19 protein-coding genes are annotated in these 17,080 nt (G+C 72.6%); 13 read left to right on the forward strand and 6 right to left on the reverse strand.

Features of this window, described 5'->3' with window-relative positions:
- Positions 1-21: 21 nt before the first annotated feature.
- The gene (locus ACTJKO_RS06290) at positions 22-1,494 is read right to left on the reverse strand and encodes an NCS2 family permease (protein ID WP_440686820.1); all 1,473 of its coding nucleotides are present in this window, start codon (positions 1,492-1,494) and stop codon (positions 22-24) included.
- Positions 1,495-1,640: 146 nt separating this feature from the next.
- Here ACTJKO_RS06290 and folE point away from each other — a divergent pair, with 146 nt between their 5' ends.
- The 5 genes from folE (at position 1,641) to ACTJKO_RS06315 (ending at position 5,219) form a co-directional block, all read left to right on the forward strand.
- Positions 1,641-2,246: a GTP cyclohydrolase I gene (gene folE / locus ACTJKO_RS06295; protein ID WP_440687095.1), complete on the forward strand. Its 606-nt coding sequence runs from the start codon at positions 1,641-1,643 to the stop codon at positions 2,244-2,246.
- Complete coding sequence (gene folP / locus ACTJKO_RS06300; protein ID WP_440686822.1) at positions 2,243-3,169, forward strand: dihydropteroate synthase; 927 nt, start codon at positions 2,243-2,245, stop codon at positions 3,167-3,169. The genes folE and folP overlap by 4 nt, the downstream gene beginning before the upstream one ends.
- Complete coding sequence (locus ACTJKO_RS06305) at positions 3,166-3,912, forward strand: pyrimidine reductase family protein (RefSeq protein WP_440686824.1); 747 nt, start codon at positions 3,166-3,168, stop codon at positions 3,910-3,912. Before folP ends, ACTJKO_RS06305 begins: the two co-directional genes overlap by 4 nt.
- Before the next feature lie 30 nt (positions 3,913-3,942).
- On the forward strand, positions 3,943-4,596 hold the full coding sequence (locus ACTJKO_RS06310; RefSeq protein WP_440686826.1) for an HAD-IA family hydrolase: 654 nt from the start codon (positions 3,943-3,945) through the stop codon (positions 4,594-4,596).
- Positions 4,597-4,676: 80 nt separating this feature from the next.
- The gene (locus ACTJKO_RS06315) at positions 4,677-5,219 is read left to right on the forward strand and encodes a type 1 glutamine amidotransferase domain-containing protein (protein WP_440686827.1); all 543 of its coding nucleotides are present in this window, start codon (positions 4,677-4,679) and stop codon (positions 5,217-5,219) included.
- 30 nt (positions 5,220-5,249) lie between these two features.
- Here ACTJKO_RS06315 and ACTJKO_RS06320 read toward each other — a convergent pair whose 3' ends face one another.
- Positions 5,250-5,819: a molybdenum cofactor biosysynthesis protein gene (locus ACTJKO_RS06320; protein WP_440686829.1), complete on the reverse strand. Its 570-nt coding sequence runs from the start codon at positions 5,817-5,819 to the stop codon at positions 5,250-5,252.
- An 88-nt stretch (positions 5,820-5,907) separates the two neighbouring features.
- On the opposite strand from ACTJKO_RS06320, the gene ACTJKO_RS06325 reads away from it, so the two are divergent.
- From ACTJKO_RS06325 to ACTJKO_RS06345, 5 genes are all read left to right on the forward strand, one after another.
- Positions 5,908-7,464 (forward strand): DNA-3-methyladenine glycosylase 2 family protein, encoded by a 1,557-nt coding sequence (locus ACTJKO_RS06325; protein ID WP_440686831.1) that lies wholly within the window; start codon positions 5,908-5,910, stop codon positions 7,462-7,464.
- Positions 7,461-7,973: a methylated-DNA--[protein]-cysteine S-methyltransferase gene (locus ACTJKO_RS06330; protein WP_440686833.1), complete on the forward strand. Its 513-nt coding sequence runs from the start codon at positions 7,461-7,463 to the stop codon at positions 7,971-7,973. Before ACTJKO_RS06325 ends, ACTJKO_RS06330 begins: the two co-directional genes overlap by 4 nt.
- Before the next feature lie 148 nt (positions 7,974-8,121).
- Positions 8,122-8,940 carry an alpha/beta fold hydrolase gene (locus ACTJKO_RS06335; protein WP_440686835.1) on the forward strand — a complete coding sequence of 273 codons (819 nt, stop codon included), beginning with the start codon at positions 8,122-8,124 and terminating at the stop codon, positions 8,938-8,940.
- Positions 8,941-8,990: 50 nt separating this feature from the next.
- Complete coding sequence (locus tag ACTJKO_RS06340) at positions 8,991-9,872, forward strand: hypothetical protein (RefSeq protein ID WP_440686837.1); 882 nt, start codon at positions 8,991-8,993, stop codon at positions 9,870-9,872.
- Between the two features lie 143 nt (positions 9,873-10,015).
- On the forward strand, positions 10,016-11,515 hold the full coding sequence (locus tag ACTJKO_RS06345) for an APC family permease (RefSeq protein ID WP_440686839.1): 1,500 nt from the start codon (positions 10,016-10,018) through the stop codon (positions 11,513-11,515).
- Positions 11,516-11,546: 31 nt separating this feature from the next.
- Here ACTJKO_RS06345 and ACTJKO_RS06350 read toward each other — a convergent pair whose 3' ends face one another.
- A complete protein-coding gene (locus ACTJKO_RS06350) occupies positions 11,547-12,299 on the reverse strand; it encodes a LysE/ArgO family amino acid transporter (protein WP_440686841.1) in 753 nt (250 codons plus the stop codon).
- 69 nt (positions 12,300-12,368) lie between these two features.
- On the opposite strand from ACTJKO_RS06350, the gene ACTJKO_RS06355 reads away from it, so the two are divergent.
- Entirely contained in the window at positions 12,369-13,298 is a 930-nt protein-coding gene (locus ACTJKO_RS06355) for a LysR family transcriptional regulator ArgP (RefSeq protein ID WP_440686843.1), read from the forward strand.
- On the opposite strand, the gene ACTJKO_RS06360 is transcribed toward ACTJKO_RS06355, so the two are convergent.
- The gene (locus ACTJKO_RS06360; RefSeq protein WP_440686845.1) at positions 13,280-13,825 is read right to left on the reverse strand and encodes a TetR/AcrR family transcriptional regulator; all 546 of its coding nucleotides are present in this window, start codon (positions 13,823-13,825) and stop codon (positions 13,280-13,282) included. The two genes, ACTJKO_RS06355 and ACTJKO_RS06360, sit on opposite strands and share 19 nt — an antisense overlap.
- A 124-nt stretch (positions 13,826-13,949) precedes the next feature.
- Here ACTJKO_RS06360 and ACTJKO_RS06365 point away from each other — a divergent pair, with 124 nt between their 5' ends.
- Both ACTJKO_RS06365 and ACTJKO_RS06370 read left to right on the forward strand, forming a co-directional pair.
- Complete coding sequence (locus ACTJKO_RS06365) at positions 13,950-14,984, forward strand: aldo/keto reductase (RefSeq protein ID WP_440686847.1); 1,035 nt, start codon at positions 13,950-13,952, stop codon at positions 14,982-14,984.
- 162 nt (positions 14,985-15,146) lie between these two features.
- Positions 15,147-15,644 carry a hypothetical protein gene (locus ACTJKO_RS06370; RefSeq protein ID WP_440686849.1) on the forward strand — a complete coding sequence of 166 codons (498 nt, stop codon included), beginning with the start codon at positions 15,147-15,149 and terminating at the stop codon, positions 15,642-15,644.
- Positions 15,645-15,647: 3 nt separating this feature from the next.
- On the opposite strand, the gene ACTJKO_RS06375 is transcribed toward ACTJKO_RS06370, so the two are convergent.
- Together ACTJKO_RS06375 and ACTJKO_RS06380 are read right to left on the reverse strand one after the other, a co-directional pair.
- Complete coding sequence (locus tag ACTJKO_RS06375) at positions 15,648-16,229, reverse strand: NADPH-dependent FMN reductase (RefSeq protein WP_440686850.1); 582 nt, start codon at positions 16,227-16,229, stop codon at positions 15,648-15,650.
- A gap of 23 nt (positions 16,230-16,252) precedes the next feature.
- Positions 16,253-17,032, reverse strand: a complete 780-nt coding sequence (locus tag ACTJKO_RS06380; RefSeq protein WP_440686852.1) for an Fpg/Nei family DNA glycosylase — start codon at positions 17,030-17,032, stop codon at positions 16,253-16,255.
- Positions 17,033-17,080 lie beyond the last annotated feature (48 nt).

The raw sequence follows: 17,080 nt of genomic DNA on the forward strand, positions 1-17,080 counted from the left end.
GGAGACCGGCGCGCGCCGCCGCTACCCGACGCCGAGCAGCGCCTCCAGCGGGCCGCGCGCGAAGTACAGCAGGAAGCCCGCGGCGACGACGTACAGCAGCCACGACACCTGACGCCCGCGCCCGGACAGCAGCTTGATGAGCACCCAGCTGATGAAGCCGGCGCCGATGCCGTTCGCGATCGAGTAGGTCAGCGGCATGATGACGATGGTGAGGAACGCCGGCAGGGCGGACCCGAAGTCGGTCCAGTCGATGTCCTTCACCTGGGCGACCATGAGCGCACCGACGACGACGAGCCCGGCGGCGGCGACCTCGAGCGGGACGACCTGGGTGAGCGGCGTCAGGAACATCGACGCCAGGAACAGCAGACCGGTCACGACCGAGGCCATGCCGGTGCGGGCGCCCTCGCCGATGCCCGAGGCCGAGTCGATGAACACCGTGTTCGACGACACCGACGCGCCACCACCGGCGATCGCTCCGGCGCCCTCGACGACGAGCGCGGACTTGAGGCGCGGGAAGGTCCCGTCGGCGTTGGCGACCCCGGCGGCCTTCGCGAGGCCGGTCATGGTGCCCATGGCGTCGAAGAAGTTCGTGAACACGAGCGTGAAGACGAGCATCGACGCGGCGATCGGCCCGATCCGGGTGAACGCGCCGAAGACGTCCGCGTGGCCGACGAGCGACAGGTCGGGCACGGCGAAGAAGGCGCTCGGCAGGCCCGGTGCGTTGAGGTTCCAGCCGGTCGGGGAGTCGACCGAGGTCGGCACCTTGAAGATCGCCTGCAGGATGATCGCGATGATCGTCGTGGCCACGATGCCGATGAGCAGCGCGCCCTTCACCCGGCGTGCCATGAGCGTGCCGATGATCACGAGGCCGATCAGGAAGACGATCGTGGGCAGCGCGGACACGGAGCCGTCCTCGCCGAGCTGCAGCGGCGGCGACGCGTTCTTCGTGGTGCGCACGAACCCGGAGTCCACGAGCCCGATGAACGCGATGAACAGACCGATGCCCACCGTGATCGCGGCTTTGAGCTGCGGTGGCACGGCGGTGAAGATCATCGTCCGGATGCCGGTGAGCGCCAGGATGACGATCACGACACCGTTGATGACGACGAGCCCCATCGCCTCCGCCCACGTCACCTGGTGCACGACGCTCACGGCGAGGAACGAGTTGATCCCGAGGCCGGCGGCGATGCCGAACGGCAGGTTCGCGATGAGGCCCATCGCGATCGTCATGACACCGGCGACGAGCCCGGTCGCCGCGGCGACCTGCGCGTTCTGCAGCCAGCCGCCGAGCACGTCGTGCGGCGCCTGGTCCTTGCTGAACCCGCCGAGGATGAGCGGGTTGAGGATGACGATGTACGCCATCGTCACGAAGGAGACGAGGCCACCACGGATCTCGCGGGGGATGGTGGACCCGCGGTGCGTGATCGAGAAGAAGCGGTCGAGGCCGGTCGCGAAGCGGTTCCGGGGCGTGGTGTCGGTCTGCGGGGCGCTCACCGGCCAAGTTTAAAGGACGCTGGGACCGCGGCGTGGCACGGGGGACGGCCTGGAGGCGCGGCGCGGCTGCCGGGGTACGTGGCACCCGACAGCGCGCTCGCGTTCTGCGGCCATCGCTGGTGTTGGATGGACGGGTGACGTCACGCATGGACCGTGCCCGCGTCGAGGCCGCGGTGCGCGAGCTCCTGCTCGGCATCGGTGAGGACCCGGACCGCCCCGAACTCGCACGCACCCCGCGCCGGGTGGCCGACGCCTACGCGGAGTTCTTCGCCGGTGTCGGGACGGACGCGGTCGCGATCGCCCGCGACGGCACGGTGCACGCCGAGGACGGCGAGCGCGGGGAGCTCGTCGTCGTCCGGGACGTCCGGTTCCGCTCCGTGTGCGAGCACCACCTGCTGCCGTTCCTCGGTGTCGCGCACCTCGCGTACGCGCCGGGGGACCGGCTGATCGGCCTCGGCACGCTGTCCCGGGTGGTCGACGCCGTCGCCTCGCGTCCGCAGCTGCAGGAGCGCCTCGGGGAGCAGGTCGCGGCGACGATCGCGGAGGGGCTGGGCGCCGCCGGCGTCCTCGTGGTGCTCGACGCCCAGCACCAGTGCGTGACCACGCGCGGCGAACGGCAGACCGGTTCGACGACCGTGACCGTGGCCGCCACCGGGACCCTCGCCGACCCCGCCGGCCGGGCCGAGGCGATCGCGCTGATCGGCACCGGCACCCACACCGGAGCGTCGGCCGACCCCGAGGCGGACGCGTGAGCGCCGACCGGGGCGAGCCGCGCCTCCCGTCCCCCGGGTGGGTCGTGCCGGACCTGCGCGACCCGGTCCGGACGATCGGCCGCCGCACGTTCGATTTCGACCACCGCATCGCGGTGATGGCGATCGTCAACCGCACCCCGGACTCGTTCCACGACCGTGGTGCGACCTTCGCGCTCGACCTCGCCGTCGAGGCGGCCGTCCGGGCTGCCGACGAGGGCGCCGACTGGGTGGACATCGGCGGCGTGAAGTTCGCGCCGGGGCCGGAACTGCCGGCGGCGGACGAGGCCGACCGCGTCGTCCCCGTCATCCGGCAGCTGGCGCAGGAGTCCGACGTGACGATCAGCGTCGACACCTTCCGGCCCGAGGTCGCGGCGGCGGCGATCGAAGCCGGAGCGAGCGTCGTGAACGACACCACGGGGCTGTCGGACCCGCGCATGGCCGGGGTGGTCGCCGACTCCGAGGCCACCATCGTGATCACGCACTCGCTCGCCGAGCCCCGCCGGGAGCTGCCCGCGCCGCCGCGGTACGCGGACGTGGCGTCCGAGGTGGTCGACTTCCTGCGCGAACGGGTCGACCGGGCGCTCGCCGCCGGGATCCCGGAGTCCCGCATCGTCGTCGATCCCGGGCACGACCTCAACAAGACCACGGTGCACACCCTCGAACTGACGCGTCGGCTCCCGGAGGTCGTGGCGCTCGGGTACCCGGTGCTGGCGGCCGTGTCGAACAAGGACTTCGTGGGGGAGTCCCTCGGCCGCCCCCGCGGTGAGCGGCTGCCCGGTTCGCTCGCGGTCGCCACCGTCAGCGCGATGCTCGGCGCGCGGATCGTCCGGATGCACGACGTCGGCCCGAGCGTGGACGCGATGCGGATGGTGGAGGCGACGCTCGGCTGGCGCGCTCCGGTCGAGGCGAGGCACAACACGTGAACCTCCTGCCCCCGCTCGTCGCGGACCTGTCCGACGACGACCTGCTCGCGCTGTACACCGACGGCGTCCGGTCGCCGTGGTTGCGCGTGAACTTCGTGACGACCCTCGACGGTTCCGCCTCCGCCGCGGGGACGACGGGTTCGCTCGGGGGCGCGGACGACCTGCGGGTGTTCGACCTGCTCCGCCGGGTCGCGGACGTGGTGCTGGTCGCCGCGGGCACCGTGCGCGACGAGGGCTACGGGCCGATGGTGCTCCACGACGCGGACGTGGCCTGGCGCCGCACCCGCGGGATGCCGGACCACCCGGTGTTCGCGATCGTCTCGGGTTCCCTGTCGCTCGATCCGGCGTCGCCGGTGTTCACCCGTGCCCCGATCCGACCGGTCGTGCTGACGTCGGCGACGGGTGCGGCGTCGTCCCGGGCCGAGGCGCTGTCCGCGGTCGCCGACGTCGTGCCGTGCAGCACGACCGATCCGAAGGCCGCGGACGTCCGTGCGGTGCTCGACGCACTCGTCGCGCGCGGGCTCGGGGCGGTGCACTGCGAGGGTGGCCCGACCCTCCTCGGCGCCCTGGTGGCGGCGGACCTCGTCGACGAGCTGACCCTGACCATCGACCCCACGCTCGAGGGCGGATCGGGTCCGCGGATCGCGCGCGGGTCCTCGCCGGATCTGCGGCGGATGCGCCCGGTCCACGTGCTCCGTGGCGCGGGCGACGTGCTCCTGACCCGCTCCGTGCGGGCGCGCTGATCCCGGGCGGACTGGGCTAGGGTCGGGCCCGTGATCGACATCGTGGCGTCCGGGGTCCTCTTCGACATGGACGGGACGCTCGTCGACTCGACCGCGGTGGTCGAGGCCACCTGGAGCCGGTTCGGCGCACGGCACGGCATCGACCCCGCCGAGATCCTCGCGTTCTCGCACGGACGCCAGGCGATCGACACCGTCCAGCGCTTCCTGCCCGACCTGCCCCTCGACGAGCAGCAGCGCATCGCCGCCGCCCTCGTCGCCGAGGAGAGCGCGAGCTCCGAGGGCATCGTCGAGATCGCCGGCGCCGCGGCGTTCGTCGAGCGGCTCCTCGACGCAGGCGTCCCCGTCGCACTCGTCACGAGCGCGCCGCGGGACCTCGCGGTCGGTCGGATGGCGGCGGCCGGGGTGTCCCTGCCCGCGGCGTTCGTGCCGTCCGAGGACGCCCCGCGCGGCAAGCCCCACCCCGACGGGTACCTCCGCGGCGCAGCGCTGCTCGGGGTCCCGGTCGAGGAGTGCGTGGCGTTCGAGGACGCGCCGGCCGGGCTCGAGGCCGCGGTCTCCTCCGGGGCCACCACGGTCGTCGTCGGCGGGCTGGACCACCCGGTGACGGCCGGACTGCAGCGGGTCGTCGGCTTCGACGGGGTCGAGGTCGCGCGCGAGGGTTCCGCGTTCCGCATCCGGGGCTGAACGGTCTGCGAACGCACCCAGGCCGTCGCGACGAGCCTGGGACCCGCGGCCGGAAGGACCGGGCCGCGGAAGGAGCGACCATGGCATCCCTCGACGGCAAGAACGTCCTCGTCATCGCGACCAACTACGGCGTGGAGCAGGACGAGATCGTCGTCCCCGTCGACCAGCTCCGCGAACGCGGTGCGTCCGTGACGGTGGCGGCGCAGGAGACCGGTTCGATCCAGACCCTCGTCGGTGACAAGGACCCGGGCAAGAGCGTCGACGTCGACACCACCATCGACGGTGTCTCGCTCGACGGCTTCGACGCGCTCGTCGTCCCCGGCGGCACGATCAACGCGGACACCCTCCGCACCGACCAGCAGGCGGTGGCGCTCGTCAAGGCGTTCGTGGAGTCGGGCAAGCCCGTCGCCGCGATCTGCCACGGCCCGTGGACCCTCGTCGAGGCGGGGGTGCTGACGGACCGGACCATCACGTCCTACCCGTCCCTGCAGACCGACGTGCGCAACGCCGGTGCCGGGTGGGTCGACCGCGAGGTCCAGGTCGACGGCGGCCTGATCACCTCGCGCAACCCGGGCGACCTGCCCGCGTTCGTCGACGCCCTCGACCACGCGCTCAGCGCCTGACCCGACCCGAGAGCTCCCGTCGTGCGCTGATCAGGGCACGGGCACGGGGCGGGCCGTGCGCAGCACCGCGGGACCGAGGGCGAGCACACCGTCGGACTCCGGGTCGCACCGCACCCCGCCCCGTCCGCGCATCGCGCGGAACGCTCCCGGTGCCACCTGGTGGTCCATCCACGCGCAGGGGTTCGCGGGCCGGTACCCGCGGAACCGGACGGTGTCGGACCCGGCGGTCGTGTTCGTCAACGAGAACGGCTCGCCCCGGAGCGCCTCGACGTCGACGCCGCGGAGGTACACGTTGCGTCGTGTGGCCGCCGGGTCCACGACCACGCCGAGCTCGGCCCCGACGGCCTCGAGCCCCTCCAGCCCGATGACCGTCACCGACGCGTGCACGTGCGCGCGTGCGGCGAAGTAGCGGTCGCCGACGATCCCGAGCCCGGCGCGGAGCTCGACGGTCCCGCGCAGCTCCGGTCCGTCCGCCGGCAGCGCTCCGTCCGCCGGGCGCCCCTCGTAGCGGTGCCGTGGGGACACCAGCAGCACCGCGATCTCGACGTCGGTACGGAAGGGCAGGTCGCCGAGGTCGACCACGTCGTGGACGGAGGTCACGCGACCACGCTAGCCGCGCCTCCCGAGCCGTCACTGCGGTGTCCGATTCCCGCCAGTCGATGTCGGGGCCGCGTGTCAGGCTGGTGCCATGTCCACCCCACCCGACGCGCTGCACGCCGAGCGGTACCGCGTCGTCGCCTCACGCGACGCCCGCTTCGACGGCCAGTTCGTCACCGCCGTGCACTCCACGGGCATCTACTGCCGGCCATCGTGTCCCGCGCGCACGCCGCGCGAGTCGGGCGTGACCTTCTACCGCACGAGCGCCGCCGCCCACCTCGCGGGCTTCCGGGCGTGCAAGCGGTGCCTGCCCGAGGCGACGCCCGGCAGTCCGGAGTGGGACCTCCGTGAGGACGTCGCCGGTCGCGCCATGCGCCTCGTCCTCGACGGGGTGGTGGAACGCGACGGTGTCCCCGGGCTCGCGGCGCGCCTCGGGTACTCCGAGCGGCAGCTCAACCGCATCGTGACCGCGGAGCTCGGTGCCGGTCCGAAGGCGCTCAGCCGCGCACACCGTGCGCAGACGGCGCGCACCCTGCTGACGTCGTCCGACCTGCCGATCGCGGACGTCGCGTTCGCCGCCGGGTTCGCGAGCGTCCGCCAGTTCAACGACACCGTGCGCGAGGTCTTCGCGGTCACCCCGACCGAGCTCCGCGACCGGCGCGCGCCGCGGCCCACCACGGACGGCGCGCTGCACGTACACCTCCCGGCACGGGCGCCCTTCGACGCGCAGGGACTGCTGGAGTGGCACGCGCTGCACGCCCTGCCGGGCACCGAACACGTCGGGTTCGACGACACGGGTCGGGTCGCCTCGTACGGACGGTTGCTGGACCTGCCGGGAGGCGCGGCCCGCTTCACCGCGACGGCCGCGGTCCCGGACGCGGCCGGTCGGGGGACCGGGATCGACCTGCAGGTCCGCGTCACCGACCTGTCCGACCTGCCGACCCTCGTCGCGCGCGTGCGGTCGTCGTTCGACCTCGACGCCGACCCGGTGGCCGTCGACGCCGTCCTGGGTGCCGTCCCGGAGCTCGCCGACGCCGTCGCCCGGGTCCCCGGGATCCGGCTGCCCGGCGCCGTCGACCCGCACGAGGTCGTCTTCCGCACCCTCATCGGCCAGCAGGTGTCCGTGGCAGCGGCCCGCACGGCGCAGACCCGGTTGGTCGCCGCGCTCGGTTCGCCCGTGGACCCGGCGATCGCACCCGACGGTCGGCTGTTCCCCGCCGCCGAGGTCATCGCGGCCCGGGGGCGGGAGGTCCTGCGCGGACCCGCCGCGCGGATCGACACCATCCTGCGCGTGGCCGAAGCGCTCGCCGACGGATCGCTCGTCGTCGACGGCGGCCAGTCGCTCGACGAGCTCCGCGCCGGGCTGCTGGCCGTGAAGGGCATCGGACCGTGGACCGCTGACTACGTCGCGCTCCGGGTGCGCCACCACCCTGACGTGTTCCTCCACAGCGACCTCGCCGTGCGCAACGGTGCACAGGAACTCGGGCTGCCCGGTGCGGCGCGCGAGCTCTCCCTATGGTCGGAACGGGTGGCGCCGTGGCGGAGCTACCTGACGATGCACTGCTGGCGTCCGGTCGTCGACCGGGCCGTCGCGGCAGGTGTGCGGACGCGCCGTGCACACGATGACCCCCGGAAGGACGAACGATGACCGACGCAACCATCCAGACCCTGGACACCCCCGACGGGCCCTTCACCGTGCTCGAGGACGCCGAAGGCCGCGTCCTCGCCTCGGGGTGGACGGACGCCGTCGACCGGATCCTCGGACGGCTGGCCGACCGACACCGGCCCGAGCGTGTCACGGACGGCAGGGTCGCCGCGGCGGACGCCGTCGACGCGTTCTACGCGGGAGAGGTCGAGCACGCCATGCAGGTGCCCGTCCGGCAGTTCGGCACCGAGCTCTTCGCCGAGGGGTGGCGGCAACTCCGGCTCGTCCCCGCCGGCACGGTGCTCACCTACACCGAGTTCGCCGCCGCGATGGGCCGCCCCGACGCCGTCCGCGCCGCCGCCAGCGTCTGCGCCCGGAACGCCCCGGCGCTGTTCGTGCCGTGCCACCGCGTGCTGCGGACCGACGGCACGCTCGGGGGGTTCGCGTGGGGGCTCGACGTGAAGCGGGCGCTGCTCGAGCGCGAGTCGGTGGGCGTCACGGCCCTCGTCTGACCCTGGGCGAACCGGTGTTCTCCCCCTGGTTGCGGGTGTCGACGTGGAGCGCTCCTGCTGCCATGCTCGACACACGACCCCGCCCGGCCCGCTCCCGAAGGACCCGACGCAGCCCGCGACGCAGTGGTCGACCAGCCACGAGGACCCCATGGACCAGCACGTCGACCGCACGGTCGTCTCCGCCGACGGAACGGTGATCGCCGTGTCCGACGCGGGCTCAGGGCCGGCCCTGGTCGTCGTCGGCGGTGCGTTCGACCACCACGGCACCCCGTTCCTGACCGGGCTCGCCAGGGCGCTGCGGGACCGCTACCGGGTCGTCACGTACGACCGGCGTGGGCGCGGCGCGAGCGGCGACACGCTCCCGTGGTCGATCCAGCGCGAGGTCGAGGACCTCGCCGCGGTCGTCGCCAGCATCGAGGGCCCGGTCACGGCGTTGGGGCTGTGCGTCGGGGCCGGCGTCGTCCTCCGGGGCCTCGCGGGCGGAGTGCCGCTCGCGGCCGCCGTGCTGTGGGAGCCGCCCTACCGCGCCTCGGTCGACCCGCACGCCGACGACGTCCTGTTCGCGGACGTCCTCGACGAGCACATCGCGGCCGGTCGACGCGCGCAGGCCGTCCGCGCGTTCCTCGCGCAGGTGCTCGGCGTCCCGATGGGGCAGATCACGGCGTTGCGGTTGAAGGGCGCGCTCTGGCGTTCCCTCCTCACCGACGCGCAGGTCCTCAGCCGGGACGTCCGTGTGCTGAACGGCCTCGCGATCCCCGAACGGGTCGCGGCAGCCGTCGGCGTCCCGGTGCTCGTCGCGGCCGGCGGCGACGGGCTCGAGTGGATGCGGCAGGCAGCCCGGGCCGTCGTCGAGGCCGTTCCCGGGTCCGTGTACCGCGAGGTGCCGGGGCAGGGCCACGTCCCCGATCCCGCCGTCGTCGGCCAGCTGCTCGACCGGTTCCGCGACCGGGTCGCCGCACGGCGCTGATCGACGCTCGTCTCCGCCGGGGCGCCGTGACGCCGACGGACTGCGAGAGGATGGTCCGCGTGACAGCACCACGCCTCGGACTCCTGCTCGACGTCGACGGCCCCATCGCCAGCCCCGTCTCCCGCACCATCGCGATCCCGAGCATCGTGGAGGACCTCGTGGCGCTCGCCGCCGAGGGCATCCCCGTCGTGTTCAACACCGGGCGCAGCGACGCGTTCATCCGCCAGGAGGTCGTCGCGCCGCTGCTCGCCGGGGGACTCGCCGCGGGTGGCCGGGTGCACGCGGTCTGCGAGAAGGGTGCCGTGTGGTGCTCGATCGGCCCGCAGTACGAGGGCGGCATGGGCGAGCTCACCGTGGCGGAGGACCTCGCCCTGCCTCGCGACTACGCCGACGAGATGCGCGAGCTCGTCCGCAGCGAGTACGCCGACCTGGTCTTCTACGACGAGACGAAGCGCGCGATGGTCTCGATCGAGCAGCGGGTCGAGGTGCCGAACGCCACGTACCTCGCTCGTCAGCCGGAGTTCGACGCGAAGGCGATGGCCGCACTCGAACGCCGCGGACTCGGTGTCCGGCGGCTCGACGACGTCCGCCCGGACGCAGACGGTGCGGTGCAGTGGCGGGTCGACCCGACGATCATCTCCACCGACGTCGAGTCCGACCGCAGCGGCAAGGACATGGGGGCGGAGCGTTCGCTCGAGCTCCTCGCGCAGGACGGCGAGCTGCCGGTGGCGTGGCGCACGATGGGCGACTCGCGGAGCGACTACGCCATGGCGGACTGGCTGCACGCGCACGGTCACGACGTCGCCCACGTTGACGTCCGCCCCGCCGACGGGGTCCCCGAGACGCCGTACCCGGTGCTCACCGCACCGGACGGCGTGATCCACGACGAGGCGGGCGCGCGGTTCCTCGCCGACTGGCGCCGCGGGGCCTGACCGGCACCGCGCCTGAGGCGTGGTGGGGGCCGGAGCTGCGCCGCGCCTCCCGTCCGGTCCGCGGTATACCGGCATTTGCGTGACGGACTGGTACACCAGTAACCTCGCGGGGTCCGCCGCCAGCCGATGACGGGAACCACCCCATGGCACCACAGCTCCGCATCAAGTCCATCGAGGCCTCCCTCGCCGACTCCGAGGAGAAGGGGCGGTCGCTCAAGCGCTCGCTGCGCACGTTCGACATCGCCGCCATGGGGATCGCGGTGGCCGTCGGCGCGGGCATCTTCTCGGTCGGGGCGAACGCCGCCGCGAACTTCGCCGGACCCGGCGTCGTCATCTCGTTCCTGCTCGCCGCCGTCACCTGCGGTCTGGCGATCATGTGCTACGCCGAGTTCGCGTCGACGATCCCCGTCGCCGGCTCCGCCTACACGTTCACCTACGCGACCATGGGTGAGCTGCTCGCGTGGGTCGTCGGGTGGGACCTCGTCCTCGAGACGCTGACCGCGAGCGCCGTCATCGCGAAGTACTGGGGGATCTACCTCAGCACCGCGCTCGGCGTGTTCGGCATCGACGTGCCCGACACCATCGACGTCGCCGGCATCGGGTTCACGTGGGGCCCGGTCCTCATCGTCGGGGTGTTCACCGTCCTGCTGGTGTTCGGGACGCGCCTGTCCTCGCGGGTGTCCGCGGTCATCACGATCATCAAGGTCGCGATCGTCGTGTTCGTCATCGTCGTCGGCGCGTTCTTCGTGAAGGCATCGAACTTCTCGCCCTTCATCCCCCCGGCGGAGCCGTCGAAGGGATCCGAGGGCAGCGTGTGGACGCAGTCCCTCGTCTCCTGGTTCACCGGTTCCGAACCCGCCCAGTACGGGGTGTTCGGTCTGCTCGCCGCCGCCTCGCTCGTGTTCTTCGCCTTCATCGGCTTCGACGTCGTGGCGACGAGCGCCGAGGAGACCGAGAACCCGCAGAAGACCCTGCCGCGCGGGATCTTCATCGGTCTCGGCATCGTGACGCTGCTGTACGTCGGCGTCAGCGTCGTCATCACCGGGATGGTCTCCTACCAGCGTCTCGCCGACGTGGACAGCCCGTCGCTGACCTCGGCCTTCCAGCTCGTCGGTCTGCCGTGGGCCGCCGGGATCATCGCCGTCGGGTCGCTCATCGGCCTCACCACCGTCGTCATGGTGCTGCTGCTCGGACTGTCGCGCATCGTGTTCTCGATGAGCCGTGACGGCCTGCTGCCCCGCTGGTTCTCGAAGACGAACCCGAAGACGCAGACCCCCGTCCGGGTCCAGGTCGTCGCCGGTGTCGTGGTCGCGTTCCTCGCCGGCTTCACCCCGGTCGAGAAGCTCGAGGGCATGATCAACATCGGGACGCTCTCGGCGTTCGTGCTCGTCTCGGTCGGGATCGTCGTGCTCCGTCGCACCCGGCCGGACGCACCCCGCGCCTTCCGGGTGCCGTGGTCGCCCGTGGTCCCGATCCTGTCGGCGGTGCTGTGCTTCTGGCTGATGCTCAACCTCGAGGTCGAGACCTGGCTCCGGTTCGTCATCTGGCTCGTCATCGGCTTCGCGATCTACTTCGGGTACAGCCGACGCAACAGCCGTGTGGGGAAGGGTCTGCGGGAGGGCGAGGGCACCGCGATCCGCTGACCCTCGGGCGCTGACGCGGCGCTTGCTCCCGTCAGACGCCGAGGGCGAGTGCGGCCCCGAAGCCGAGCATCACGAGGGCGACGAGACCGTCGAAGACCCGCCACGTGAGTGGCCGCGCGAACAACGGTCGGAGCAGTCGTCCGCCGAAGCCGAGCGCGCCGAACCACACGCAGCTCGCGAGGACCGCCCCCGCCGTCCACCACCACCGGTCCTGCACACCCTGCTGGTTCGCGACGGAGCCCAGGAACACGAGCGTGTCGAGGTACACGTGCGGGTTCGCCCACGTGAAGACGAGCATGGTCACGACCGCCGTCCGCAGCGTGGCCGCGTGGCCGGTCCGTGCGCGTGCGGGGCCGGGAGGCGCGGTGCGGGTCCGCCCCGCAGCTCCGGCGCCGTGGGCGGTCGCGCTCGGTACCCCCGGCCCACCCGACGCACTCGGCCCGCCCGGTGTCTGGGCTCCGTCGTCGTCGAGCCGGAGTGCGTCGCCGGACGGACGGAACACCCGCCGCGCCGCCAACACCCCGTACGTCAGGAGGAACGCGGCCCCGACGAACCGGATCACCACGAACGCGACCGGGAACCGCTCGACCACCGCTCCGACCCCGAGCACACCCGCGAGGATGAGCACCGCATCCGACCCCGCACACACCACCACGGCAGCCGCGACCACCCGGGCGCTCGAGGTCACCGCGAGCCGCAGCAGGTACGCGTTCTGCACACCGATCGCCACGATCAGCGCGAGTCCGGTGCCGAGTCCGGCGAGCAGGGGGAGGAGAGCGGTCACACGACGACGGTACGGCCGCCCATGTCTGCAGTACAGCTCAGGTTCCTGTTGCTGCGTAAGATGCGCTTCATGCCACGACTGCAGCGCGAACACCTCGAGACCCTCCTCGCCGCGATCGACCACGGCACCCTCGACGCTGCCGCCCGTGCGCTGTCGATCACGCCATCGGCCGTGTCGCAGCGGATCAAGTCGATGGAACAGCAGGTCGGTCGCGTGCTCCTGCAACGCACGACTCCGGTGCGGCCCACAGCCGACGGCGAGGTCGTCCTCCGGCACGCCCGCCAGGCGCAGCTCCTCGACGAGGAGACGGCGCGCGCGCTCGGCGGCGGCGACTCCGTGGTGCCGTCGATCCCGCTCGCCGTGAACGCCGATTCGCTGAGCACGTGGTTCCTCGATGCGCTCGCCGTCGTCCGCGCGGAGACCGAGGTGGTGTTCGACCTCCACCGCGAGGACCAGGACCGTACCGCCGAGCTCCTCCGCGCCGGGACGGTCATGGCAGCGGTCACCGCCGAGGCGGACCCGGTGCAGGGGTGCTCGTCCGTCCCGCTCGGCATCGACCGGTACCGGGCGGTGGCGTCACCGGCGTTCGTGGACCGGTACCTGTCCGGGGTCGACACCGAGCGGCGGATGCTCGGACGTCTCGACCGGGTGCCGCTCGTGGACTACGACCGCGACGACGACCTGCAGCAGGGCTACCTCCGGCGGGTGCTCGGGCACGCTCCCTCGGGTCCGCGGCACTTCGTCCCGACCTCCGCCGACTTCGCCCGGGCGGTGTCGCTCGGCTTCGGGTGGGGGATGTTGCCCGAGGCGCAGTGCCTCGGGGCACTCGAGCGGGGTGAACTCGTCGAGCTCACCCCTGGGCGCCGGGCCGACGTGGCGCTGTGGTGGCAGCGGTGGAACCTGGCCTCACCGTTGCTCGAACGGGTGACCGAAGCGGTCCGCGCGACGGCGGCCGCGCGCCTGCACCAGACCCCGGGCGCTCAGGCCGTGGCGCGGTAGCGGAGTCCGTCGACCAGCAGCCCCACCAGCACCTGACTCTGCTCCGCGGACGGTGCGCCGTGGCAGAGGTTCGCCACGGCGTGCAGGAGCTGTGGCGCGTCCACGTCGGGCCGGATCGTGCCCGCGGCCGCCGCTGCGTCGAGCAATCCGGACAGTGCTCCGCCGAGGCGGCCCAGGAAGTACGCCGGCAGCGCCTCGAACGCGGGGTCTCCGGAGTGCAGCGCGGCAGCGAGCCCGCGCTTCGTCGCGACGAACTCGGTGAACCGCTGCAGCCAGCGTGCGAGCGCCTCGTCAGGTGCATGGGCAGCGGCGAGTTCTGCGGCTGCGGCCTCGGTGGCGTCGACGGCGCGCTGGAAGACGGCGACCACGAGGTCGGAACGCTGCGGGAAGTGCCGGTAGAGCGTGCCCACACCGACGCCGGCCCGGTCGGCGATGGCCTTGGCGGGGACGTCGACGCCGTCGGTCGCGAACAGCGCCTTCGCGGCGTCGGTCAGGGCGTCGGCGTTGCGTCGTGCATCGGCGCGCACGGATCCTCCTCGGGGAGCCTCTTGCATAAACGGAAAGCCGTTCCGTATAGTTCCGGAAGAGCGTTCCACTTCGAGCCAGGATACGGCACGGACCGAGGGGACGCCATCGACAGGAGGAACCGACATGCAGTACCGCACCCTCGGCAGGACCGGCATCCAGGTCAGCCCGTTCGCTCTCGGCGCCATGATGCTCGGCACCGACGGCCGCATCGGCAACGGCGACGAGCAGGACTCCATCCGCATCGTGCACCGAGCACTCGACGCCGGCATCAACTTCATCGACACCGCCGACCGGTACTCGCAGGGCGGGTCGGAGGAACTCGTCGGCAAGGCGATCGCGGGTCGACGCGACGACGTCGTCATCGCCACGAAGTTCAACGGCCCGATGGGGGACGATCCGAACCGCCGCGGCAACTCTCGGCGTTGGATCATGCAGGCGGTCGAGGGGTCGCTGCGCCGCCTCGGGACCGACCACATCGACCTGTACCAGGCCCACCGCCCTGACGACACCGTCGACCTCGAGGAGACGCTCTCCGCCCTGACCGACCTCGTCCGGAGCGGCAAGGTCCGCGCGATCGGCAGCTCGGACTTCCCCGCCTCGATGCAGGTGGAAGCGCAGTGGACCTCCGAGCGTCGTGGTCTCGAACGCTTCCGGACCGAGCAGCCCACCTACTCGATCCTGAACCGGGGCATCGAGCGAGAGGTCCTGCCGGTCGTGCAGCGGTACGGCATGGGCGCGCTCGTCTGGAGTCCGCTCGCCGGCGGCATGCTGACCGGTCGGTTCCGCAAGGGCCAGGAGACCGACCTGGCGCGGGCGACCATGTTCCGGCACAACCAGGACGAACGGCGGATCGACGCCGTGGAGCAGGTGGTCGCCCTCGCGGAGGAGACCGGCATCCGGATGACCCACCTGGCGATGGCGTTCGCGATCGCCCACCCCGGCGTGACGAGCGCGCTCATCGGCCCGCGGTCCATGGAACAGCTCGACGACCTGCTCGCCGGGGTCGACGTGGCGCTGACGGACGAGGTGCTGGACCGCATCGACGGCATCGTCCCGCCGGGCACCGACGTCGGACGGCTCGACCAGCAGTACAACCCGCCGGCCGTCCTCGACGCCGGGCTCCGCCGTCGTCCGTTGTCCGGTCGCGCCGCAGCCTGACCCGCGCCCCCGGCCCCGCCTCCACCGGGCGGAGGCCGGGGCGCGACCTGCCGACACGCCTGCCGGGCAGCCGCGCCTCCTGGCGACCAGCCTGCCCGGCCAACCCGCGCCTCCTGGACGTCCTGGGTCCACCCCCACCGGAGGCCGCCTACCGTCCGGTCCATGTCCAAGCGAGCCACGACCGCCTCGGCCCTCCTCGGCGCCGCCACCATCGCCTTCCTGCTCACCGCCTGCGACCCGGGCGGCGCGCAGAACCCGAACCCCGTCGGCAAGGTGCCCGGGTCGGAGGAGAAGTCGCAGTCCGCGCAGTGCGACATCGCCTCGAGCGCCACGGTCGACGCGATCGACAAGGCCGTGGGGAAGCACGACACGACCGAGTTCGCGAACATCCAGAAGGGCGACGGCGGCTGGTACCTCGGCGCCACGATCGTCCCGGCGGACAGCAACGACCCGAACGACGACGACATCACGGTCTGGGCGACCACGAAGGACCCGAAGTCGGATGACTTCGACGGCCCGCTCTACGCCGTGAACCAGGCCGCGAAGAACTCGGTCTCGGACCAGTCCGCCTCGGCGTCCCCGGCACCGAGCTCCTTCAGCGCCGACTCCAAGCTCGCGAAGCAGGTCGAGAGCTGCGTGGCCGACGCCTCCGACCGCTGACCGTCACACCTCCCACCCGGACCGGTAGGTCCGTCCGGCGAGCAGTCCGGCGAGTTCGGCGTGCACCGACATCGAACGGGCCAGCCGTTCCGCCCGGTCCGGGACGAGCTCGCCGGGCGAGGTCCAGTCCCGCTCCGTGACGTACGCGCTGTGCGGGTTGATGACGCACTTGAAGTCGAGCATCAACGACTGTGCGAGCGACCCGGTCGCCATCGCGCTGTGGGGCAGGCCTGCGGAGCACACGAAGGTGACGAGCTTGTCGAACCAGGCAGCCTCCCTGCCCTGCTGCCCAGTCGCGCCCGTGGCCTCGACGAGTGACTTGACCGTCGCCGGCGGCGACCAGTTGTAGATCGGCATCGCGAGGACCACCCCATCGGCGGACGCGATCAGCTCGTGGAGCTCCGCGAACACCGGGTGCTCGAACACACGGTCGTTGTCGAACGCCGGGAGCCGGCTCGTGGCCAGGTCGACGACGACCGCATCGTGCCCGCCGCCGCACAGCAGGTCGACCGACATCCGCGCGAGCGTACGGCTCCTGCTCGTCGGGTCGAGACTGCAGGAGATCACGGGGAGGCGCAACGACACTCGGCCACGCTACCCACCAGCCGTCAGGTCTGGCAGCGCGGGCACCAGTACGTGTCCCGCAGCGTCAGCTCGGACTCGCCCAGCTCGCCGGAGCGGATCGGCGTGCCGCACCGGAGGCACGGCTTCCCCGCCCGGCCGTAGACCCAGAAGCGCCGCCCGGGACGGTCGACACCCGTGGTGACGCGGGCACTGCGGTCGCGGTTGGCGATGATGAGCCGGCTCGCGAGCGCGATCATCCGAGCCGGGTCGTGCACCTCGCCCACCGGCCGGGTCGGGAGGACCCCGCGGAGGAAGCAGAGCTCGTTCCGGTAGACGTTCCCGAGGCCGGCGAGCACGCGCTGGTCGAGGAGCGCCAGGCCGACCGGCCGTTCCGGGTCGCGCACCAGGTTCGCCAGGGCGAGTTCGGCGTCCCAGTCGGGCCCGAGCAGGTCCGGGCCCAGGTACCCCACGATCTCGTCTTCCTGGTCGCGGGGGACGACCTCGAGGACCCCGAGGGCGAACCCGACGGTCGACACGTCGGCCGCGTCGAGGATCGCCCGAGCCTGGTGCGCGGGCCGACGCCACCGCTCGCCCGGGGCGTAGACGTCCCACCGACCCTCCATCTTGAGGTGCGAGTGCACGGTGAGGTCGCCGATCCGGTGCAGCAGGTGCTTCCCACGCGGGACGACCTCGTCGACGGTGCGGCCGACGAGGTCCAGGGTGGCGAACGCCGGGACGCGGAAGTCGCTCCGGGTGAGCGTCTTGCCCGCGAGTGCTTCGTGCAGCCGTCGCGCAGCCCGGAACACGGTGTCGCCCTCAGGCACGGGTCACCCCCGTCTCGTCGTCGTGGTGCGGACGGGAGGCGCGGATCG

Origin of the sequence: Curtobacterium sp. 22159, assembly GCF_052045775.1 — a bacterium.
Classification (GTDB): Bacteria; Actinomycetota; Actinomycetes; order Actinomycetales; family Microbacteriaceae; genus Curtobacterium.

Coding starts and splice junctions, on each gene's coding strand:
- ACTJKO_RS06325 (WP_440686831.1), top strand. CDS start 5,908: ATGTCCACCCCACCCGACGCGCTGCACGCCGAGCGGTACCGCGTCGTC.
- ACTJKO_RS06365 (WP_440686847.1), top strand. CDS start 13,950: ATGCAGTACCGCACCCTCGGCAGGACCGGCATCCAGGTCAGCCCGTTC.
- ACTJKO_RS06370 (WP_440686849.1), top strand. CDS start 15,147: ATGTCCAAGCGAGCCACGACCGCCTCGGCCCTCCTCGGCGCCGCCACC.
- ACTJKO_RS06330 (WP_440686833.1), top strand. CDS start 7,461: ATGACCGACGCAACCATCCAGACCCTGGACACCCCCGACGGGCCCTTC.
- ACTJKO_RS06340 (WP_440686837.1), top strand. CDS start 8,991: ATGGTCCGCGTGACAGCACCACGCCTCGGACTCCTGCTCGACGTCGAC.
- ACTJKO_RS06335 (WP_440686835.1), top strand. CDS start 8,122: ATGGACCAGCACGTCGACCGCACGGTCGTCTCCGCCGACGGAACGGTG.
- ACTJKO_RS06315 (WP_440686827.1), top strand. CDS start 4,677: ATGGCATCCCTCGACGGCAAGAACGTCCTCGTCATCGCGACCAACTAC.
- folE (WP_440687095.1), top strand. CDS start 1,641: ATGGACCGTGCCCGCGTCGAGGCCGCGGTGCGCGAGCTCCTGCTCGGC.
- ACTJKO_RS06345 (WP_440686839.1), top strand. CDS start 10,016: ATGGCACCACAGCTCCGCATCAAGTCCATCGAGGCCTCCCTCGCCGAC.
- ACTJKO_RS06355 (WP_440686843.1), top strand. CDS start 12,369: ATGCCACGACTGCAGCGCGAACACCTCGAGACCCTCCTCGCCGCGATC.